14 protein-coding genes are annotated in these 19,289 nt (G+C 70.3%); 3 read left to right on the top strand and 11 right to left on the bottom strand.

Annotation, left to right across the window (positions count from 1 at the left end; genetic code table 11):
- Positions 1-14: 14 nt before the first annotated feature.
- On the bottom strand, positions 15-1,376 hold the full coding sequence (locus tag AYL44_RS13090; RefSeq protein ID WP_064003719.1) for an ABC transporter substrate-binding protein: 1,362 nt from the start codon (positions 1,374-1,376) through the stop codon (positions 15-17).
- A gap of 196 nt (positions 1,377-1,572) precedes the next feature.
- On the opposite strand from AYL44_RS13090, the gene AYL44_RS13085 reads away from it, so the two are divergent.
- Positions 1,573-2,592: a LacI family DNA-binding transcriptional regulator gene (locus AYL44_RS13085; protein ID WP_231872811.1), complete on the top strand. Its 1,020-nt coding sequence runs from the start codon at positions 1,573-1,575 to the stop codon at positions 2,590-2,592.
- A gap of 60 nt (positions 2,593-2,652) precedes the next feature.
- On the opposite strand, the gene AYL44_RS13080 is transcribed toward AYL44_RS13085, so the two are convergent.
- From AYL44_RS13080 to AYL44_RS13055, 6 genes are all read right to left on the bottom strand, one after another.
- The gene (locus tag AYL44_RS13080) at positions 2,653-3,363 is read right to left on the bottom strand and encodes a hypothetical protein (protein WP_064003717.1); all 711 of its coding nucleotides are present in this window, start codon (positions 3,361-3,363) and stop codon (positions 2,653-2,655) included.
- 134 nt (positions 3,364-3,497) lie between these two features.
- A complete protein-coding gene (locus AYL44_RS13075; protein ID WP_157532683.1) occupies positions 3,498-4,154 on the bottom strand; it encodes a response regulator transcription factor in 657 nt (218 codons plus the stop codon).
- Complete coding sequence (locus AYL44_RS13070; protein ID WP_064003716.1) at positions 4,144-6,216, bottom strand: sensor histidine kinase; 2,073 nt, start codon at positions 6,214-6,216, stop codon at positions 4,144-4,146. Before AYL44_RS13070 ends, AYL44_RS13075 begins: the two co-directional genes overlap by 11 nt.
- Before the next feature lie 62 nt (positions 6,217-6,278).
- Positions 6,279-8,777 carry a glycoside hydrolase family 3 protein gene (locus AYL44_RS13065; protein WP_064003715.1) on the bottom strand — a complete coding sequence of 833 codons (2,499 nt, stop codon included), beginning with the start codon at positions 8,775-8,777 and terminating at the stop codon, positions 6,279-6,281.
- On the bottom strand, positions 8,774-11,050 hold the full coding sequence (gene yicI / locus AYL44_RS13060; protein ID WP_064003714.1) for an alpha-xylosidase: 2,277 nt from the start codon (positions 11,048-11,050) through the stop codon (positions 8,774-8,776). The genes AYL44_RS13065 and yicI overlap by 4 nt, the downstream gene beginning before the upstream one ends.
- On the bottom strand, positions 11,047-13,056 hold the full coding sequence (locus AYL44_RS13055; RefSeq protein WP_064003713.1) for a beta-galactosidase: 2,010 nt from the start codon (positions 13,054-13,056) through the stop codon (positions 11,047-11,049). The genes yicI and AYL44_RS13055 overlap by 4 nt, the downstream gene beginning before the upstream one ends.
- A gap of 179 nt (positions 13,057-13,235) precedes the next feature.
- On the opposite strand from AYL44_RS13055, the gene AYL44_RS13050 reads away from it, so the two are divergent.
- Positions 13,236-14,213: a LacI family DNA-binding transcriptional regulator gene (locus AYL44_RS13050; protein ID WP_064003712.1), complete on the top strand. Its 978-nt coding sequence runs from the start codon at positions 13,236-13,238 to the stop codon at positions 14,211-14,213.
- Positions 14,214-14,216: 3 nt separating this feature from the next.
- On the top strand, positions 14,217-14,831 hold the full coding sequence (locus AYL44_RS13045) for a YesL family protein (protein WP_064003711.1): 615 nt from the start codon (positions 14,217-14,219) through the stop codon (positions 14,829-14,831).
- A 62-nt stretch (positions 14,832-14,893) separates the two neighbouring features.
- On the opposite strand, the gene AYL44_RS13040 is transcribed toward AYL44_RS13045, so the two are convergent.
- From AYL44_RS13040 to AYL44_RS13025, 4 genes are all read right to left on the bottom strand, one after another.
- Entirely contained in the window at positions 14,894-15,172 is a 279-nt protein-coding gene (locus AYL44_RS13040; RefSeq protein ID WP_064003710.1) for a hypothetical protein, read from the bottom strand.
- Between the two features lie 171 nt (positions 15,173-15,343).
- Entirely contained in the window at positions 15,344-17,095 is a 1,752-nt protein-coding gene (locus AYL44_RS13035) for an extracellular solute-binding protein (protein WP_064003709.1), read from the bottom strand.
- 37 nt (positions 17,096-17,132) lie between these two features.
- Positions 17,133-18,065, bottom strand: coding sequence for a carbohydrate ABC transporter permease (locus tag AYL44_RS13030; RefSeq protein ID WP_064003708.1), 933 nt, complete (start codon positions 18,063-18,065; stop codon positions 17,133-17,135).
- Between the two features lie 17 nt (positions 18,066-18,082).
- On the bottom strand, positions 18,083-19,066 hold the full coding sequence (locus AYL44_RS13025; RefSeq protein WP_064003707.1) for an ABC transporter permease: 984 nt from the start codon (positions 19,064-19,066) through the stop codon (positions 18,083-18,085).
- Positions 19,067-19,289 lie beyond the last annotated feature (223 nt).

The following is a 19,289-nucleotide window of genomic DNA, read 5'->3' as shown; positions in this document are numbered from 1 at the left end:
GCCCACGCGCGGGATCACTGGACCGTGAATCCCTGTTCTTCGGCGTATCCGACGACGTCCTCTTGGAGCGCGTCGGCCGCCTCCGACCCGGTCACGGAGCCCTCGTTGATCGCCGCGAGCTGCGACGTGAAGGCGTCGTAGTAGTACTGACCGAACGGGGTGTAGGTCATACCGCCGTACGCGTTGGCCGCCGGGACGTAGACCTCCTCGTTGGCCCGCTGCCCGCCGAAGAACGGCACCTCATAGTCGACGAACTCGTCGGAGTTCAGCGCCGTGAGGTTCAGCGGGAAGATGACCTGGTTCTGCCAGCCGTCGGTCAGCGAGGCGTCGTCGGCGTAGACGCCGAAGGCGGCTTTCGCGGCGAGCTCGGGATCGGCGGCCTGCGAGGTCACGGAGAAGGCCGAGCCTCCCCAGTTGACCGACACCGGGTTCGCGGCATCCCACTGCGGGAGCGGCGCGGTGCGCCAGACGCCCGCATCCTCACCCTCGCCGACTCCGGCGCCCGTCAGGTAGCCGGGAGCCCAGGCAGCCGAGATGTAGGTCGCGTAGTCGCCGCCGATCACGCCGGCGATGTACTCGGGGGTGAACTGGTCCTGCGTGCCGACGAGACCCTTCTCGACGAGCCCGGCCCAGTAGTCGAGCACCTCCTTGGAGGCGTCGTCGTTGAGCGAGATGCCGATCTGCTCGGGGGTCGCCGAGTCGTACTCGAACGGCTGCGCGCCGTTCTGGTACTGCAGGGCCATCATGACGGCGGGCACGTTCGCCCCGAGGTCGCCGAAGAGGGGACCGCCGGCATCCTTCATCTTCTGCGCTGCGGCCTCGTACTCCTCCCAGGTCGTGGGCGGAGCGATGTCGTACTCCTCGAAGAGGTCGGCGCGGTAGATCATTCCCATCGGTCCGCCGTCGACCGGCACGCCGTAGACGCCGTCACCGACCGACACGTCCTTCCAGGCGCCGTCGCTGTAGTCGCCCCGGACCTCGTCGAGGCCGTAGTCGGAGATGTCCACGAGGGCTTCCTGGATCTGGAAGGTCGGGATGCGGTCCGCCTCGATCATGATGACGTCGGGCGCTCCCGTGCCCGCCGTGATGGCGGTCTGGAACTTGTCGTACTCGTCGCCGCCCTGACCGACGTTGGTCCAGCAGACCTGGACCTCGTCGTTCTCCTCGTTGAAGTTGTCGATGACGGTCTCCATGTTGGGGTACCAGGCCCACATGGTGACGACGGGCAGATCGTCTTTGGGGATGTCGTTGGTGCAGTTGGTGGCGTTGTTGCCGCCGCCTCCTCCCCCGTTGCCGCCACCGCCACCGCTGCAGGCAGCGAAGGCGAGGGTGAGGCCGAGGGCGGCGGAGGTAGCGAGGACAGTCTTCGTCTTCACTGTGATTCCTTTCGGATGCTGGGACTTCTTCGTCGGCGCGATCACGATGCGGAGCGGGATTCGCAACGCAGGACTACAACGTTGTAGATCAACGTTGTAGATGAACCTAGAGTCGGGATGCGGAGGTGTCAAGATCCTCCGTGGGACGCCCTAGAGTGAGGGGGTCCTCGAGGGAGGGAGCAGCATGGGTGCGACGATGCACGATGTCGCCCGGGTCGCCGGAGTCAGCATCAAGACCGTCTCGAACGTGGTCAACGACTATCCGTACGTCCGCGATGACACCCGTCGACGGGTGCAGGAGGCGATCGCGAAGCTCTCGTACCGCCCGAACGTGTCCGCGCGCGGGCTGCGCTCGGGGCGCACCGGTGTCATCGCGCTGGCGGTCCCGGCCCTGCGGGAGAACTACTTCGCAGAGATGGCGGATCACATCATCCGCCTCGCCGACACGCGCGGCGTGGGAGTGGTCGTCGAGCAGACCGGCGGCCACCGCGACGCCGAGATCCTCGCGATCAGCGGCGGACGCCGCCGCCTCACGGACGGTCTGCTGCTGAGCCCGGTGAACCTCGGGCAGCTCGACGTCGACATGCTGGACGTCGACTACCCGCTCGTCCTGCTCGGCGATCGCATCTTCAACGGCCCGACCGACCACGTGGCGATCCACAACACCGCCGCCGCCCGGGCCGGCGTCGAGCACCTGCTGTCGCTCGGTCGCCGCCGGATCGCGATCCTCGGCGGCAGTGACGACGACCCGGCGCAGCCGAGTTCGGCGAGCCTCCGCCTCGCCGGGTATCGCGAAGCACTCGCCGCCGCGGGTGTGCCGGAGGACCCCGCGCTCATCCGACCTCTCCTGCACTGGACGCGGGACGCAGGATCGGAGGCGGTCCACGCGCTCGTCGCGGAGGGCGTCGCCTTCGACGGGCTCTTCGCCCTCAACGACACGCTCGCACTCGGAGCGCTCCGCGGTCTCGCCCGCGAGGGCGTGACGGTGCCCGACGACGTCGCGGTCCTCGGTTTCGACAACATCGACGAGGCGCGGTTCTCGGTGCCCTCCCTCTCCAGCGTCGACGCCGGGAAGGAGCAGATCGCCGAGACCGCGCTCGACCTGCTGCTCGAGCGCATCTCGGAGAAGGGCCCGCGCAAGGATCCGCGCACCGTCCAGCCGGCCTTCTCCGTGGTCGCGCGCGAGTCCACCGGCTTCGGCGGCGGGGACGTCTGACCCGCACGCACGACGACGGCCCCGAGGAGATTCCTCGGGGCCGTCGTGTGGGGGGAGGTGTCAGCGGGCGAGCACGAGGCGTGCACCCGCGACCATCAGCGGTGCGAAGCAGACGAGGCCGACGACCGCGCCGAGGGCGCCACCGACGATGGGGGGCAGGATCCAGGGCAGGAACGCGAGGGGCGCGATCCACCACGAGACGGCCCGCGCTCGCGCCAAGGCGAGAGAGAGGATGCCGGTCCCCAGCAGCCCGCCGATCATGCCCGAGTACTGCCACACGCCGACCGACCAGTCCTTGGCCGCCGCATCCATCGTGACGGCGAGGTCGATGGGGAGGTTGCTGCCGGCGCTGACGAGGAACCAGTCCGACAGCAGCAGACCCGACATCTGGATCGCGCCGAAGACGACGATCGCGACGGCCAGGGGCAGGAAGACACGGCCGCGACGCGAGCGCAGCAGGCCGAGGGCCGACACGGCGCCGATGGCGAGGGCGACCCAGCCGTAGTGCAGCAGGTTCGCCGAGACGAGGCTGAGGGCGGGGTCGGCCGCGAGCGACTGGATGTAGCCGGCGGTACCCTCGGCGGTCTGCGACGGCGAGGTGAGCATGCCGCCGGCGAACAGGGCGCCGGAGGCGGCGAGTGCGACACCGCCGAGGCGCTGCAGCAGGGTGGGGTTCACCCGGCCGAGGCCGGCCGTGCGGGGTGCGTCGGTCGGGGTGTCGAGCGTCGCGGGGGTGCCACCGGCGACGGTGGCGGGAGCGAAGAGATCCATGATGGTGGTGCCTTTCGGGGCTGAGGTCCTGTCGGCCGGAGGTGTTCCGATCCGATGACCTCAGACTCCCGGGCGCCCGACCCGGGCCCCCAGGGGCGGGCATCCCGACCGTGTCCCGAAGACGTGTCCCGGGATCAGGGGCGGCCGAGTCCCGCGTCCCGCGCGCGCACGATCGCCTCGGCGCGGTCGGCGACCTGCAGCTTGGCGAAGATGTTCGACACGTTGTTGCGCACGGTCTTGGGCGAGAGGAAGAGCGTCTGCGCGATCTGCGGGTTCGACCGCCCGGCCGCCAGCAGATCGAGGATCTCGCGCTCGCGGGTCGTCAGCTGAGGGAACACCTCGGCGACGGCGGCCACCGGCGGCGCGGAGAAGAACTGCGCCACCCGCCGGGCGATCGCGGCGCCGAAGACGAGCTCACCGCCCGCGACCGCGCGGATCGCGGCGAGGATCTGATGCTGACTCGCTCCCTTGACGAGGTACCCGCGGGCGCCTGCGCGCATCGCGGCGAACACCGTCTCGTCATCCTCCGACATCGTCAGCACGACGACACCCAGGTGCGGATGCCGCGCCACGACCTCCCGCGTCGCGGCGATGCCGTCCATCCGTGGCATCTGCACGTCCATGACGACGACGTCGGCCTCCACGGCATCGGCGACCTCGATCGCCTCGGCCCCGTCGCCGGCGGTGGCGACGACCTCGACCCCGTCGAGCGAACCGAGCAGCATCGAGAGGCCCTCGCGGTAGACGGGGTGGTCGTCGACGAGGACGACGCGGATCGGGTCAGACGACATCGAGGACCTCCGGGCGGGTGGGGTGCGGGGCGCCGCCGAGCGGCAGGTCGGCTTCGATCAGGGTGCCGCCGCCGGGTGCGGCGAGGATACGGGTGGCGCCGCCCAGCTCGGCCGCGCGCTCGCGCATCGAGCGCAGCCCGACGCCGCGGACCGCGTCGGGCGCGACGCCGGTGCCGTCGTCCTCGACGGCAAGGCGCAGCATCCCGTCGCCGTGCGCGAGGCGCAGGACGACCCGGCGGGCGCCGGAGTGGCGGCGCGCGTTGGTGAGGGCTTCGCCGGCGATGCGGAAGGCGGCGACCTCGACGGCGGGAGAGAGGGATGCCGGGACGTCGCCGACGACGTCGATGCGCGGCCCGTCGCCACCGCTCAGGCGCTCGGCGAGCTGCTCGAGCGCGCGTCGCAGCCCGAGGTCGTCGAGCGCGGGCGGGCGCAGATCGTGGACGATCCGGCGGATCTCGTCGATGACGTCGGCCTGCTCGGCGATGGCGGCGTCGACGAGCGCGCGGGAGCGTTCCGGATCGCGTTCGCTGAGGTTGCGGGCGGTCTCGAGGCGCAGCTTCACGCCGCCCAGGAGCGGGCCGAGTCCGTCGTGGAGGTCGCGGCGCAGACGCGACCGCTCCTCCTCGCGGGCCAGGACGAGGCGTTCGCGACTGCTCTGCAGGTCGCGGGCGAGGCGCGCCGCGTGGAGCGATGAGGCGGCGAGACGCACGAGGTCGCCGAGCAACCGCTGGTCGCGGCGCGAGACGACCGGGCGGCGTCCGGGGGCCATGAGGATGCGGCCGATCACCCGGCCGCCCGAGTCGATCGGCACCTCGACCGCGCCGGCGACGGGCGTGCCGTGCGCGGAGCACATCGTGTGCTCCCCCTCGGCATCCAATTCGACGCGGACGAAGGGCGAGCCGAACGCCGCGGCGACGGCCGATGCGAGTTCGTGGAGCTGGTCGGCAGGATCCGCGGAGCGCTCGAGTCGGTCGCCCAGCGACGACACGACGGCGTACGGATCGCCGCGGCGCCCGCTCACGACACGGCTCGCGAGGCCGAACAGCCTGTCGCGCAGCGGGGCGTAGACGAGCGTCACGGCGACGACGGCGAGCAGCATGGCGGCACGGTCGTCGATCGCCGCGCCGAGGGTCACGATCAGCAGCACGTCGATCGCGACGATCCCGGCGATGAGCAGGGCGTAGACGAGGGTCCACGACAGGAGCCGGTCGATCTCGTACAGCCGGTACCGGGTGACGGCGACGACGACGGAGGCTGCGACCAACCCGATCGTCACGCCCAGGAGGACGTCGACGACGACCGTCGGGACGAGCGGGAAGACCACGACGAGCACGACGAGGAAGACGAGCGACGACCACAGCAGCCAGCGCAGCTGCGCCTTGCGCTCGGGGTCGGCCCCGAACCGCCTGCTGATGCAGACGACGAGGCCGAGCAGGACGGCGAGCGCGAGGCACGGAGCGGACGCGGCCAGCAGCAGCGACCAGACCTCGGGCGGCAGCGGCAGCGTGGGGGTCGGGGCGTCGAACGCGTCCAGCAGCTCGACGCGTGCGGGGTTGTCGTCGCGCAGCGCGTCGGACGGGGCGAACACGAAGGTGACCGGCATCACCAGCGAGAGCGCCAGAGCGACCAGGGAGACCGCGCGCCACGGCCCTCGCCGCATCCGCCCGTCGGGGAACAGCAGCAGAAGGAGCACGATCGGGACGAGCAGGACGGCGCCCAGCCTGCCGAAGAACCACAGCCCCGCCGGCGCCCACCACGCATCCCGGTCGAAGAAGGCGGCGTAGTTGACCGAGGCCGACGCGAGCCCGTCGAGGATCCACAGCACGCCGAACCCCGTCAGGACGAGGGCGATCGGATGCCACGGCAGCCGCCACGACAGCAGCGCGCCGGGCACGAGCATCGCGACACCGGGGAGGACCCCCGCCCAGCCGGGCGACAGCGGCGGAGCGGGATGCTGCGGCAGCACCGCCGCGTCGAAGGCGATCGCTCCCGCCGCCGCGACGGCGGACACGACGAGCGCGGCGACGGTGGCCGCCCGGCTCGCGGTCAGCGCACGGGTCATCCGCTCATCGTGCCAGCGGCGCTGTCCCGCTGTCACGGGACACCTGTCCCGATCCGACCGGGTCAGTCGGTGACGACGAGGACCGCGTCGACCGGGAGCCGGTCGGCCGACGGGCCGGCGGCGATGCGGTACTCCCCCGACTGCACCCGCAGCGCGCCCTCGTACAGCCAGCCCTCGGGCGCCCCGTCGATCCGGACCGTGTCGTCCCAGACCGCGAGGCGCTCGACGGCGAAGGGGACCTGCACCGTGCGGGTCGTGCCGGGCTGCACCCGCACGCGGGCGTACCCGAGCAGCAGGCGGCGGGGAGCGGCGATGGGCAGCTCGGGCGCGACCGCGTAGACCTGCACGAGCTCCTCGACGGCCCGCGGCGACGTGTTCGCGACCGTCACGGTCGCGACGACGACGCTCTCGTCGACGCGCGGGTCGAGAGCGGGATGCCGGTGGCCGGGCGCCGGGGCGGCGACCTCGGCGGCATCCACCGTCACCGCCGTGTAGGCGACGTCGCCGTATCCGAGCCCGTGACCGAAGGCGAAGGCGTACGGGTCGGGCTGGTGCCGGTAGGTCGCCTGCTGGCGCTGCGTGTCGTAGTCGAACAGATCGCCGGCCTGCGCGGAGTGCGCGGGCCACGACTGGGCGAGGCGGCCGGTCGGTTCGCGGTCGCCGCTCAGCACGTCGAGCAGACCGTGCCCGAGCTCCTGGCCGGCGTGGCTCGACCACACGACCGTCTCGGCGTCGGCGGCGCCCGCGAGCACGTAGGGGAAGCTCGAGACGATCGTGAGGATGCTGCGCGGGTTCGCGTCGCGCGCGGTGCGCCAGAGATCCGTGGCGGCGGTCGGCAGCGACAGGTGCGGCCGGTCGACGGTCTCGCGCCCCGACAGGTGCGGATCGTTGCCGACGGCGACGATCACGACGTCCGCCGCTGCGGCGGCGCGGGCCACCTCGTCGCGGCCCGAGACGACCGTCTCGACCTCGAAGCGCGCGGCCTCGTCGAGGGTGACCGCCTCGGCGGCGAGCTGCCCGATGTCGCGCACGACCCGGACCCAGCGGCCCGAGCCGAGGTGCAGGAGCGACCACGTGCCGTCCTCGTGGACGTGACGGCGGAAGCTCTCCTGCACGACCCAGCCGCCGACCCGCGTCGCATCGGCGCGCATCGGCCAGCCGGCGCCGGTGAGCAGCCGGCCGCTCGCGTGCGACCGCAGCGTGAGCACGCCGTCGCCCCAGTCGGTCACGTCGAACAGCGTCGTGTCGGTGCGGGTCGCGGTGACGGCGTCGACGAACGCGCCGTCGGCCGTCGCGGCGACGTAGCCCGAGGGGGCGCGCAGGGCGACGGTGTCGGCTCCCGTGACCGCCTCGACGTGCGCGTCGGGGTACCGGTCGCGCACCCCCTGGGCGATCCCGACCTCGTAGGGCGGCGTGCCCGAGTACCAGTCGGTGAGCACGAGATCGGCCAGCGGTCCGACGACCGCGACCGATGAGGGCGGCGTGAGCGGAAGGATGCCGGCGTCGTTGCGCAGCAGCACGACCTGGCGCGCCGCGGCGACCCGGGCGAGCTCGCGGGCCTCCGCGGTGTCGATCTCGTCCGGGGCGATCCCGGCGTACGGATCGTCGTCGCCGTCGAACTCACCGGTCCGCACCCGCATCTCGAGCAGACGCAGAACCGCGGCATCCACATCCGCCTCGGTCAGCAGCCCCGCCGCGAGCGCCCCGCGGACGGCCTCGAGGGTGGGGCCGGCGTCGGGGCCGTCGTCGGTGAACGAGTCCATCCCGCTCGTCACGAGCGCCGCGGCGCCGTGCACCTTGTCGGGCTGCGCGCGCTGGATGGTCACGAGGAAGGTGGGGGCACCGGCATCCGACACGACCGCGATCGACTCGTCGCTCCAGCGGCGCGCCTCGGCGACGAGCTCAGGCTGCGTGTGCGCCGGCACCCCGTTCACCCGGTTGTACGCGAGCATCATGCTGCCCGCGACCTTCTGCTCGATCGCCGGGCGGAACGCCGGCAGCTCCTCCTCGTGGAGAGTGCGCAGCGACATCTCCGACGACGTCGCCGACCGGTCGGTCTCGTTGCTGTAGGCGAGGAAGTGCTTGAGCGAGGGCACCGTCTTCCACACGCGCGGGTGGTCGCCGCGCAGCCCGCGGCTGTACGCCGCACCCAGCTGACTGGTGAGGTGCGGATCCTCGGAGTACCCCTCCTCGTTGCGCCCCCACGCCGGGTGGCGGAGCGTGTTGACGACGGGGGCCCAGACGTTCAGGTCGACGTCGGCGCCCGACGCGCGCTTGGCGCGGACCTCGGTCGCGACGAGGTCGCCGATCCGCTCGATCAGGTCGGGGTCCCAGGTTGCGGCGAGGCCCACCGGCTGCGGGAACACCGTCGCGACCCCCACCCAGGCCAGCCCGTGCAGGGCCTCGCAGCCGGTGTGGAAGGGACGGATGCCGAGACGGTCGACCGCCGGCATCGCCTGATGCAGCATCGCGAGGCGCTCCTCCGGGGTCAGCCGGTCGAGCAGGTCGCGCGCCCGCTCGGCGAGGGGCAGGTCGACGCGGCGGAAGGCCTCGGCGCTCACCCGGCCGCGTCCACGCTGACGCTGCCGGCACCGGTCGCCGACGCCGTGCGGTCGCCGACCTGCAGGCTCCACGGCGCACGGGCATCGCTCGACTCGGCCGTGATGCGACCGCCCTCGCGGCGCACGCGGAACACGGTCGCGGGCGCGCCGTCGAAGCCGGGGACGATCGTCTCGGCGTCGTACCCGTCGGGCAGCTCGAAGCAGCGCAGGGTGACCCCGTCGGCCCAGTCGTAGTCGGGTCGGTCCTCGCGGGCGCCCCACGGCAGCACCGTGCCGGGCCGCACCCGCAGCGGGACGGAGTCGTACCCGTGGCGCTCGGCGTGCCAGCGCCGCCCCTCCGCGACATCGCCGGTCAGGAGCGAGGTCCACCGCCCGTTGGGCAGGTAGTACTCGACGTCGCCGTCCTCGCCGAACACCGGCGCCACCATCAGGGCGTCACCGAGCAGGTACTGCACGTCGGCGTCGTGCGTCGTGCGGTCCTCGGGGAACTCGAGCACGAGCGGACGCATCATCGGGATGCCGTCGGTGTGCGCCTCCTCCGCGACCCGCGCGAGGTACGGCATCAGGCGCAGTTTCAGGCGCGTGAACAGGCGCGTGACCTCGACCGCCTCCTCGTCGAACGCCCATGGCACGCGGACCGTCCCCGATCCGTGCAGTCGCGAGTGCGACGAGAGCAGACCGAACGCCAGCCAGCGCTTGAAGACACCGGCATCCGGCGTGCCCTCGAACCCGCCGATGTCGTGACTCCAGTAGCCGAACCCGCTCATCGCGAGCGAGAGGCCGCCGCGCAGCGTCTCGGCCATCGACAGGAGGGTCGAGTCGTTGTCGCCGCCCCAGTGCACGGGGAACTGCTGCCCGCCGGCGGTCGCCGAGCGCGCGTAGAGCACCGCTTCGCCGACGCCGCGCTCCTCTTCGAGCACCCGGAACACCAGCGCGTTGTAGAGCTGCGGGTAATAGTTGTGCATGCGCTGCGGGTCGGAGCCGTCGTGCCACACGACGCCCTCGGTGGGGATCCGCTCGCCGAAGTCGGTCTTGAAGCTGTCCGCGCCCTGCCGGACGAGTCGGCGCAGGTGTTCGCCGAACCACTCGGATGCCTCGGGGTTGGTGAAGTCGACGATCGCCATGCCGGCCTGCCACATGTCCCACTGCCAGACGCCGCCGTCCGTGGTCTTGAGCAGGTAGCCCTTCTCGGCCGCCTCGGCGAACAGCGCGGAGCGCTGCGCGATGTACGGGTTGATCCACAGCGACACCTTCAGACCCCGCTCCCGCAGCCGCGCGAGCTGGCCGTCGGGGTCGGGGAACATGCGCGGATCCCACGTGAAGTCGGTCCACTGGAACTCCCGCATCCAGAAGCAGTCGAAGTGGAAGACCGACAGCGGCAGCTCGCGCTCCCGCATCCCGTCGACGAACTCGGTGACGCTCGCCTCGTCGTACGCCGCCGTGAACGACGTGGTCAGCCACAGGCCGAAAGACCAGGCGGGTACACGCGCGGGCCGACCGGTGAGCGCCGTGTACCGGCGGAGCACGTCCTTCGGCTCGGGGCCGGCGATCACGTAGTAGTCGAGCGTCTCGCCGGGGACGGAGAACTGCACGCGCGAGTTGATCTCGGACCCGACCTCGAACGAGACGGCGTCGGGGCTGTCGACGAAGACGCCGTAGCCGCGGCTCGTCAGGTAGAACGGCACCGACTTGTACGCCTGCTCGCTCGAGGTGCCGCCGTCGGCGTTCCACGTGTCGATGGACTGCCCGTTCTTCGTGAACGCGCCGAACCGCTCGCCGAAGCCGTAAACGCGCTCGCCGGGCTCGATCGACAGCTGCTGGTGCACGAAGGCGCCGTCGGGACCGCTCATGTGTCCGATCGACCGGGGCAGCGATGTCGTGAGCACGCGGTCGCCCTGCTCGAACGCCATCCGCCACGCCCCCTCGCGCGAGACGCGGACGCGGAGGACACCGGCATCCAGCACCGCCTCGGCGTCGTCGACGGAGACCGTCGGCAGGTACCCCTCCTGCGCCGTCAGCGCGAAGTCGGGTCCGCGGTGCGCGGCGCCCGCGTGCCGCTGCACCCGCACCCGGATCACCCCGGGCGCCGGCGCCGTGAACGTCGTCGTGATCAGCGGCCGGTTGAGCGTGTCGCCGCGGTGTCGGATCTGCGCGGTGGGCGCGTAGACCGTGAGACTGCCCGCCTCGGCGTCGGCACGGACATCGTCCACCGTGCTCGCGTACAGCCCGGTCACTCCGGGCCGCATGAGCCAGTAGCCGTCGGTGAACTTCATGTCCTTCGCCTTTCCGTCACGACCCGCGCGTCCCCCCTCGGGACCGTCACGTGCTCGTCCATCTCGTCATCCGTCAACAGGTCGATCCACGCGCCCGGGAGCGGGATCGTCGCATCCTCGAGGGAGCGGTTCAGCAGGAACAGCGCGTCGCCGCGGCGCACCGCCTCGACTCCGGGCACGGGCTCGGCGAGCGCACCGGCGACCCCGGCCGCCTCGAGGACGTCGCCGACGATCCCGTCGAGCAGCGCGTCGTCGACGACCGCGCCGACGTACCACGCGCCGCCGTGGCGCGTCACGACCGGCCGCCCGGCGAGGTCTCCCTGGGCGAAGGCCACGACCGTCTCGGCCCCGTCCGAGCGGAGCTTCTCGGCGAGGACCGAGGCGACGGATGCCGGGTGCCGCCCGTCGTCCGGGGCGAGGGCGACCCCCGCGTCGGGGAGCGCGACCCACTCCTCGCCGCTCGCGCCGATCAGGTCGCGCAGGAGCGCCGGCGAGCGTCCCGTCAGGATGTGGCCGCGCTCGTCGGCGACACCGCTGAACGGTCCGATGGCGACCTGCGCACCGGCGGCAGCGGCCTCCGCGAGGCGCGCGGCGTCACCGGGGCGGAGGACGTAGCCGTGCGGCAGGACGACGACGTCGTAGCCGGTGAGGTCCGCGTCGAAGCGCACCACGTCGACGGACACGTCGCGCCGCCACAGCGCGCGGTACCAGCGACGCACCTGGTCGAGGCCGTCGAACCGGGTCGTCGGGCGGGCGGGTTCGTCGGAGGCCCACCACGAGGACCAGTCGAACAGGAGGGCCGTGCGCGCCGGGACGCGCCCGCCGACGACGGGCCGCAACCGCTGCAGGTCGCTCCCCTGGCGGCGGACGCCCGCGAACACCTCGGTGTCGGCGCCCGCGTGGGGCAGCATCGCCGAGTGGAACCGCTCGGCGCCGGCGGTCGACTGGCGCCACTGGAAGAAGCAGACGCCGTCGGCACCGCGCGCGACGGCCTGCAGAGAGTCCAGGCGCGCCCGCGCGGGCGTCTTCGGGAGGTTGTGGGGCCGCCACTGCACGGCGCTGATCGCCTGCTCCATGAGCAGCCACGGCCGGCCGCCGCCGAGACCACGCATGAGGTCCTGCGCGAAGGCGATGTCGGCGGGACTGTCGGGATCTGCGGGGTCGGGGTACTGGTCGTCGCTCACGACGTCGACGTCGTCGGCCCACGACCAGTAATCGACGTGCGCAAACGGCCCCATGAAGTTGGTGGTGATGGGTTGCGTCGCGCCGGCCTCGCGGATCGTGTCACGCAGCTCGCGGTAGCAGTCGCGCAGCTCGTCGGAGGTGAACCGGCGGAAGTCCAGCGACTGCGTCGGGTTGATGAGGTACGGCGCGCGCCGGGGCGGCAGGATCTCGGACACGTCGGCGTAGCGCTGCGCCCAGAAGGCGGTGCCCCACGCCTCGTTGATCCCCTCGATCGACCCGTACCGGCGCAGCAGCCACGCGCGGAACGCCCGGGCGGCCTCGTCGCCGTGGTCGATCTGGCCGTACTCGTTTCCGACGTGCCACATCCGGACGGCGGGATGCTGCGCGTACCGCGCCGCGAGGTCGGCCGTGATCGCCCGCGCAGCGTCGCGGTACACCCGCGAGGAGGGCGCGAACTGGTTGCGGGACCCGGCCACGAGTCGCACGCCGTCGCGGTCGACCGGAAGGGTCTCGGGATGCCGCACGCCCAGCCACGGCGGCGGCGAGGCCGTGGGGGTCGCTAGGTCCACGGCGATGCCGCCGGCGTGCAGCAGGTCGAGCACCTCGTCGAGCCAGCCGAACTGCCGGGCGCCGGGGGTCGGCTCGATCTCGGCCCAGCTGAACACGCCCACCGTGACGAGGTTCACTCCCGCCTGCTGCATGAGCTCGACGTCCTCGCGCCAGACCTCGCGCGGCCACTGCTCGGGGTTGTAGTCGCCACCGAAGAGGATGCCGCGCTCGGCCGTCAGTTCGGCGAAGGCCGCGGCGGCAGCAGGGGTCATGACCGAGGGCCTTTCAGCGATATGGACGACGGTGTCGAAGCGCTTCAACGATTCCAACCTATACTAGCGATCAGGACCGTGTCCATCGGTCCGGGGCGGGCGGCGTTCCCGGCTCATGACGAGCAGATACGCTCGATCCACCCGGGTGTCGGAGCAGACCCCGCGGAGAAGGAGTGTCCATGACCACGATCGCGGACGTGGCGCAGGCCGCGGGGGTCTCGATCTCGACGGTGTCCTACGTGATGAGCGGCAAACGGACCATCTCGCAGGAGACGCGCGAGCGCGTCGAGCGGGCGATGGCCGATCTCTCCTACAGCCCGCAGGCCAGCGCCCGATCGCTCGCCTCGCGTTCCACGAGCGTCCTCGGTCTGCAGGCGCCGATCCGCGCAGGCGTCGACGTGCACGTCGTCATGCAGATCGTCGCCGGCGCCCTCAAAGAGGCGCGCGCGCATCACCACGACATCCTCCTGCTGACCAGCGACGACGCCGCGGGGGTGGAACGCGCTGCGCGGGCGGGCATGGTCGACGGCGTCCTCATCCTCGACGTCGAGACGAGCGACCCGCGCGTCGGTGCGCTGGCCGAGCTCAGCATCCCGGCCGTGCTCATCGGACTGCCGGATGCCGCCGACGACCTCGTCTGCGTCGACTTCGACTTCGAGGCCGCCGGCCGACTGGCCGCCCAGCGGCTCGCCGAGCGCGGCCATCAGTCCGTCGCCCTCCTCGGCGCCCCGCCGCAGGTGCAGGCCCGGCACACGTCGTACTCCGACCGCCTCATGCGCGGGTTCCTCGCTGCGAGCGAGGCGGCCGGCCTCACCGCGCGCGCCCTGCCGTGCCCGTCGGGGCCGGGTGCGACCGAGGTCGTCGACGCCGTGCTCGCGGAGTCCCCCGATACGACGGCGCTGTTCGTCCACAACGAGGCCGCGCTCCCCTTCATCGCCGCCCGCCTCATGGGAGCGGCGGACACGGGCCCCGTTGAGATCCTCGCGCTGAGCCCCGCCGAACTCGCGCTGCACGTGCCGGGCGTCTCGGACGTCATCGACCTGCCGGCCGAGACCCTCGGCGCGCGGGGCGCCCGGGCGTTGCTCGACGCCATCGGCGGCACTCGCGGACCGGGGGCCGAACTGATCGCCCCGCGTTTCGCCGATCCGACAGGCTGACGGATGCGGATCGATCCGGAGAACCGCGCGGTCCAGGGCCTGACGAGCTTCCTCGAGTTCGTCGCCCTCAACATCCTGTTCCTCGTGTGCTGCGTCCCGATCGTGACGATCGGCGCCGCCACGAGCGCGCTGTTCGAGGTGACCCGACGCTACTCGGACGAGGAGAGCGGCCGCCCCGTGCGCGACTTCCTCCCCGCCTTCGGCCGGAACTTCCTCGCCGCGACCGGGCTCACCCTCATCCTGCTGTCGGTCGCCGTCGCGCTGGCCTTCAGCGGCGTGTTCTGGCTGTCCTCGCCCGAGCCGCTGTTCACGGGTCTCGCGGTGCTGGGCTTCGCGGCTGCGGCCTACGCGATCGCTGCGTTCCTGCACGCGATGGCACTCGTCGCCTCGTACCGGGCGCCGTTCCGCCAGACGCTCAAGAACGCACTCCTGCTGCCCGCGGCAGAGCCCCTGCGCACCCTCGTGCTGCTCGTCATCCCGGTCACCGTGCTGTGCCTCGTGATCGTCTTCCCGCCGACGATCTTCCTCGTCGCGACGATCGGCTTCTCCGTCGGCGCCTACGGCTGCGCGTTCCTGTTCCGCAGCATCCATCGGCGCCGCTCCGGCACCGCCGCCTGACGGACCGCCGCACACGGGAGCGATGTCAGACAGGCCGCCGGTGGCTTGAATCCCGAGGGTCGCTACGAGCCCTCGTGGTCCCCCTTGGAGCCAGGTTCGGGCATGCTGGCGTGCGGTTCGTCGCTCGTGCCGCGAGGCCGAGGATCACCTGACCCCGCATCAGCGGCGAGGACCTCATCGATCTTCCTGTTCTCGACGGCTCGACGTATCCAGACGACAGCGACAGCTGCGCCCACGATCGCGATTCCCGCAGGGATCCACCAGCCGAGCGCGGAGAAGATGGTCACCGCGACCACCAGCGGCATGAGAACGGTGACCTGAATCACTAGGCCCTTGTTCATCGGTCCTCCTCGAGCACTGGTGCGAGATACAGAGTCTTGCACCACGCTCGACGGCGCGGAGCTCACAAGACGTGTCTCATCGACCGATCCGTGTCCACAGGAGGCGCCCTCCGCATAGCGAAGGGCCCCGCCGGATCATCCGACGGGACCCTTCGTCACTGCGGGGCTGGGTCAGCCGCCGAACTCCGCAGCGACGGCCTTGCGCGCGGCATCCTGCTCTTCAGCCCGGCTCATGTCGACCTCGAGGACCTTGTCGTAGCCGAGGCCCTTCGCGGTCTCCTGCAGCGAGGCGAACAGCGAGTCGAACTGCGCGTCGTTCTCGGCGAACACCATCTGCCACGAGGTCTGCACGATTGCCGCCTTGGCCTGATTGCGGAGCGTCTCGATCTCCGACGAATCAGCCTCCGGGGTGTAGCTCGCGCCGGGTCCGACCAGCAGCTGGTCGTTCTCGCGCAGGTAGTCCATCGTCGTCGTGGCACCCATCTTGGCCGACCAGTCGTCGGTCACCGGGTTGCTCGTCTCGGCCTGATACGTCGGCCACAGCTTGTAGCTGTACGGGAATCCGGTGTTCGGGTCGGTGTCGATCGGCAGGACCGCGCTGATGTTCAGCTGTGACGCGCCGTCGATGTAGCTGCCGCCGCCCCACTCGGCCGGGACCTCGGCGTCACCTTCGAAGAACACCTTGTGGCCGAGTTCGTTCAGCTCCGGCTCACCATCCGCGTTGACCTCCCACGTGAGCCCCTCGGGACCGGCCGCACCCTGCGTCTGGCTGTTGTTGGCGAGCGCACCCTCGGGCGAGAACAGCCAGTCGATGAACGCGGCGATGCGCTCGGGGTCCTCGGCCTTCGAGCCGATCGCGAACACCTGCTTGCCGCCGTACGCCTCAGCCCCGTACGAGAAGATGTTCATGTCGTCCATCGGCGCCATCATGAAGCCGCGACCCTCTTCGACATTGGCGTCCGTGTTGTAGGCCGCCTGACCGAGCCAGGGCCAGAACGAATACAGGACCTGCCCGTTCTGGTACTTCGTCCACAGGGTGTCGTAGTTCTGCGTCGTCGAGTCGGGGTCGAGGATGCCGAGCTGGTTCGCCTCATAGAAGAAGCGCAACGCACGGACGTACTGGCCGTCGTCGTCGAGGATGCCCTGGTACTCCGAGCCGTCGCCCTTCGCGAGGGCGAAGCCGACCTCGTCGAAGCCGTAGTACGTGGTGGGCTGCTTGGCGTTGTTCAGCATGTTGCCGTCCCAGTCCTTGAACAGCGAGACCGCGTAGGTCTTCTGTCCGTTCGGGGCGGTGGGCTCGGCATCCTGCATCTTCTTGAGCACCGGCAGGAGGTCCTCGAGCGTGCCGATCTCGGGGTAGCCGACCTCTTTGTAGAGGTCCCAGCGCAGGTAGGGGCCGAAGGTCGGGTCGAGCCCCTCGGAGGGCTCGGTCGGCTTGAGCGAGGACACCTGCGAGGGGAAGGCGTACGTGGCACCCAGGTCCTCGTTGATTCGGTCGACGGCGGCGTCGAAGCGGCCGACGTTCTTCATCGCCGGATAGAAGCTCTCGGAGTCCAGCAGCAGACCGCCCTCGGCGAGCTCCTCGAGGCGCTGGCCCTTGTCGGTGATGATCAGGTCGCCGAGGTCACCCGCCGTCACACGCGTGTTGAAGAGCGTGTCACCGCCGCCCGCGACGTTCGGGGCGATGATGTTGAGCTTCATGTTGAACTTGTCCTCGACGAGCTTGCCGAACCAGCCCTCCTGCATGCCCATGTAGTTGGCGAGCCCGTCGAACACGTCGATCGTGATCGGCTTGTCCCATTTGTCGGGGAACTCGGAGATGGCCTCGCGCTCCTGATTCGCGGCGGGGCCGGTGCAGGCGCTCAGCAGCCCGACCGTCGCCAGAGCGGCGACAGCGCCGATGGCCTTGCGTGATAGCTTCATTGCTTTCCTCTCGGTGGTGTGACCGGGATCGGTCGATTCAGCCCTTGACCGCGCCGAGCATGATGCCCTTGACGAAGAAGCGCTGGAACAGCGGGTAGACGAAGATGATCGGCAGGATGACGATCACCGAGATCGTCATCCGGATCGACGTCGGGGTCTGGCTCGTGGCCGCGTCGACGATAGAGGTGAGGTTGCCGCCGTTCTGCATGGCCAGGGCCAGGCTGTTCGCCTGGTTGATGAACATGTAGAGCAGGTACTGCAGGGTGTAGAGACTCTGGTCGGTGATGTAGATGAGGGTGTCCTGGAAGCTGTTCCACTGCGCCACCGCCGAGAAGATCGCCACGGTCGCGAGGATCGGCGTCATGTTGGGCAGGTAGATCCGGAAGAAGATCTGCAGGATGTTCGCCCCGTCCATCTCGGCCGCCTCCTGCAGCTCGCTCGGCATCGCCTCGACGTAGGTCTTCACGAGGATGATGAAGAACGGCTGCACGACGAACGGCAGGACGTAGACCCAGAAGTTGTTCGTCAGTCCGAGGTTGCGGACGATGATGAACACCGGGATGAGGCCAGCGCTGAAGTACATCGTGATGATGACGAAGCGGTACCAGAACTTGCGGCCCCACATGCGGGTCTGCGTGAACATGAAGCCGAGGAACGCGGAGGCGAGCACCGCCGCGACGGTGCCGATGACGGTTCGACCGACCGAGACGATCGCGGCCTGCGTGAGCCCGCCGAGCTGGAAGACCTGCTCGTAGTTGGAGAAGTGGATGCCGCTGGGCAGCCACCGGATCTGTCCGAGAGCGGCGAGGTCGTTCGAGCTGATCGAGTTGATGATCAGGTAGTAGAACGGGTAGGCGCAGACGAAGGCGAGCGCGAGGAAGACGCCGTAGTTGACGATCGCGAAGACGAAGCGGCCCGATATGTCGGTGCCCCGTCGGATCTCGCGGCGGGTGGGAGTCGTGGTGACCATGACGGTGCGCTCCTGACTCAGACGATGGATTCGCCGCGCACGCGCTTGGCGATCCCGTTGACGGTGAACAGGAGGATGACGGAGATGAGGCTCTTCAACATGCCGATCGCCGTCGCCATCGACAGGTTGTTGCCCGTCATGCCGATGTTGTAGACGTACAGGTCGAGCACCTGGATGTAGTCCTTGTTGAAGGCGTTCTGGAACACGAAGTACTGCTCCATCCCGTTGTTGAGCAGGTTCGCAATCGACAGCAGCAGGAGCACGAGGTAGGTCGGCATGAGCTGCGGGACGGTGATGTACCACATCTTCTGGAAGCGCCCCGCGCCGTCGATCTCGGCCGACTCGTACAGCGACTGGTCGATGCCGGCGATCGCGGCGAGGTAGATGATCGCGCCCCAGCCGAGCCCCTTCCAGATCGACCAGAGCGTCATCGTGATCCACACGTTCTGGTCGGTGTCGAGGAACTTCACCGGCGTCGTGATCAGGCCCGCATCCGACAGGATGCCGTTCACGAGGCCCGAGCTCGAGAAGAGCGAGAAGGCGATCATGTAGACGAGCACCCACGAGATGAAGTTGGGGAGCGTCGTCAGCGTCTGCACCGAGTTGCGGAACCACGGCGCCTTGATCTCGTTGAGGAAGATCGCGAAGGCCAGCGGCAGGATCGACGTCGCGATCCCGAGGAAGCTGATCGCCAGCGTGTTGATGACGACCTGCCCGACCTGGGCGACCTGGGTCGGGGATCCCACGAGCAGCTGGAACCACTGCAGGCCGACGAAGTCGCTGCCCGCGAGCCCGAGGGCCGGTCGGTAGTCGTACAGCGAGTAGATCCACCCGTAGAGGGGGAAGTAGGAGAACAGGAAGACGAGGACGAGGAACGGGACGATGCACAGGAACATCCGGAACGATCGCCGGTTCTTCGAGACCCGCTCCTCGGGCCGGTGCGGTGCCTTCTCCTCGATCGTCGCGGCCGCAGCCTCGGTGACGATCGCCTGTTGCGTCATCGGTGGTGCCGAATCGCACGCTCGGACATGTGCCGGGTCATCTCACTCCTTCGTGATCGAAGCGCTTCCCTCTTTCGCCGTCGAACACCCGTCGAACCGCTTCGATACGAAGATAACGCTCGATCGGGGCAGCGTCAAACATCACATTTCGGTCACACGAAAACGCCGCCCCGTCCGGTCGGCGGGGCGGCGTTCAGTTCGCGCGGAAAGTGCAGGTCGGTGC

This window comes from Microbacterium oleivorans, assembly GCF_001644225.1.
GTDB classification, from domain to species: Bacteria; Actinomycetota; Actinomycetes; order Actinomycetales; family Microbacteriaceae; genus Microbacterium; species Microbacterium gawkjiense.
The sequence above is the reverse complement of the archived record's forward strand: the minus strand, read 5'-3'. Positions and strand labels throughout refer to the sequence as shown.